The sequence below is a fragment of the Stappia indica genome, from assembly GCF_020177335.1.
GTDB classification, from domain to species: Bacteria; Pseudomonadota; Alphaproteobacteria; order Rhizobiales; family Stappiaceae; genus Stappia; species Stappia indica_B.
On sequence record NZ_JAIVMG010000036.1, the window covers coordinates 1 to 2,003 of the forward strand.

Annotated in this window: 2 protein-coding genes and 1 pseudogene; all 3 read left to right on the forward strand. The window is 68.3% G+C overall.

What is annotated here, in order from left to right; genetic code table 11:
- Window positions 1-777 (forward strand): 2-keto-4-pentenoate hydratase, encoded by a 777-nt coding sequence (locus LC062_RS21250; RefSeq protein WP_224913158.1) that lies wholly within the window; start codon window positions 1-3, stop codon window positions 775-777.
- Window positions 774-1,715 (forward strand): acetaldehyde dehydrogenase (acetylating), encoded by a 942-nt coding sequence (locus LC062_RS21255; RefSeq protein ID WP_224913159.1) that lies wholly within the window; start codon window positions 774-776, stop codon window positions 1,713-1,715. The genes LC062_RS21250 and LC062_RS21255 overlap by 4 nt, the downstream gene beginning before the upstream one ends.
- Window position 1,716: 1 nt before the next feature.
- Window positions 1,717-2,003 (forward strand): annotated as a pseudogene (locus LC062_RS21260) (4-hydroxy-2-oxovalerate aldolase); the annotation flags it as partial.

Here is a 2,003-nt window from a genome sequence, read left to right on the forward strand (position 1 = left end):
ATGACCCTTGATGACATCGCCCGTGCGCTGCGGGAGGCGGACGCCGCCGGCGCGCCGATCCTGCCGGTGCGCGAGAAGATCGCCACGGCGGAAGACGCCTATGCGGTTCAGGAAATCAATACGTGTGCGCGGCTGGCCGCCGGCGGGCGTCTGGTCGGCCGCAAGATCGGCCTGACCAATCCGGCGGTGCAGCGCCAGCTCGGCGTCGACCAGCCCGACTACGGCATGCTCTTCGCCGACATGGACGTGCCCCATGACGGCGAGATTCCCTTCGTCGCCGGTGCGCAGATGAAGGCGGAGGCGGAGCTGGCCTTCATCCTCGGCCGGCCGCTCACCGCGCCCGACTGCACCATGGCGGAGGTGATCCGTGCGGTGGAATACCTGGTGCCGAGCCTTGAGATCGTCGGCTCGCGCATCGCCAACTGGGACATCCGCTTTGTCGATACGGTCGCCGACAACGCTTCTTCCGCCTTCTTCACCCTCGGCCCCTCGGCCCGGCGGCTCGACGGCGCGGACCTCCTCGACTGCCGGATGCAAATGCGCTGCGGCGATCAGGTCGTCAGCGAAGGCAGCGGCCGCGCCTGCCTCGGCTCGCCGCTCAACGCGCTGCTGTGGCTCGCCCGGGTGATGGCCCGGGCCGGCCGGCCGCTTGGCGAGGGCGACGTGGTGCTGTCCGGTGCGCTCGGACCGATGGTCGCCGCCACCCCCGGCGCCCGGTTCGTCGCCGAGATCGAAGGCTTTGGCGAGACCGCCGTCACATTCGGAGAAGCAGAATGAACAGGATCAAGGCCGCGATCATCGGCTCGGGCAACATCGGCACCGACCTGATGATCAAGATCATGCGCCTGTCGAAGGTGCTGGAGATGGGCGCCATGGTCGGCATCGACCCGGCCAGCGACGGGCTGGCCCGGGCGCAGCGCCTTGGCGTTGCCACCACCCATGAGGGGCTCGACGGCCTGCGCGCGCTGCCGGAGTATGACGCCATTCGCATCGTCTTCGACGCCACCTCCGCCGGCGCCCACAAGCGCCATTCCGAAGCGCTGATCGCCGATGGCAAGCAGGTGATCGACCTGACCCCGGCGGCCCTTGGCCCCTTCACCGTGCCCTCGGTCAATCTCGATGCCAATCTGGCCGAGCCGAACGTCAACATGGTGACCTGCGGCGGCCAGGCGACCATCCCGATGGTGGCGGCGGTCAACCGGGTGGCCAAGGTGCATTACGGCGAGATCGTCGCCTCCATCTCGTCGAAATCCGCCGGGCCCGGCACCCGCGCCAACATCGACGAGTTCACCGAGACCACCGCCCATGCGATCGAGGCGGTGGGCGGTGCCACCCGCGGCAAGGCGATCATCATCCTCAACCCGGCGGAACCGCCGCTGATCATGCGCGACACGGTGTTCTGCCTGTGCGACGACGCCGACGAGGCGGATATCCGCGCCTCCATCGCGGCGATGGTGGCCGAGGTGCAGTCCTATGTGCCGGGCTACCGGCTGAAGCAGGAGGTGCAGTTCGAGCGGATCGGCGACAACGCCCCCCTCACCATCCCGGAGATGGATCGGAGCTTCACCGGGCTCAAGGTCTCGATCTTCCTGGAGGTGGAGGGCGCGGCCCACTACCTGCCGGCCTATGCGGGCAATCTCGACATCATGACCTCCGCCGCGCTGCGCACCGCCGAGCGCCTGGCGGTGAAGCGCAACTGGGTGGAGGCCGCCTGACATGACCAAGCTCTATCTTCAGGACGTCACCTTGCGCGACGGCATGCATGCCCTGCGCCACCAGTATGACCTTGGCCATGTCCGCGCCATCGCCGAGGCGCTGGATGAAGCCGGCGTCGATGCCATTGAGGTGGCGCATGGCGACGGGCTGACCGGCTCGACCTTCACCTATGGCTTCGGCAAATGCACGGATGCGGCCTGGATCGCCGAGGCAGCCAAGGTGTGCAAGCGTGCCCGGCTGACGACGCTGCTGATCCCCGGCATCGGCACCATCGAGGACCTGCGCCG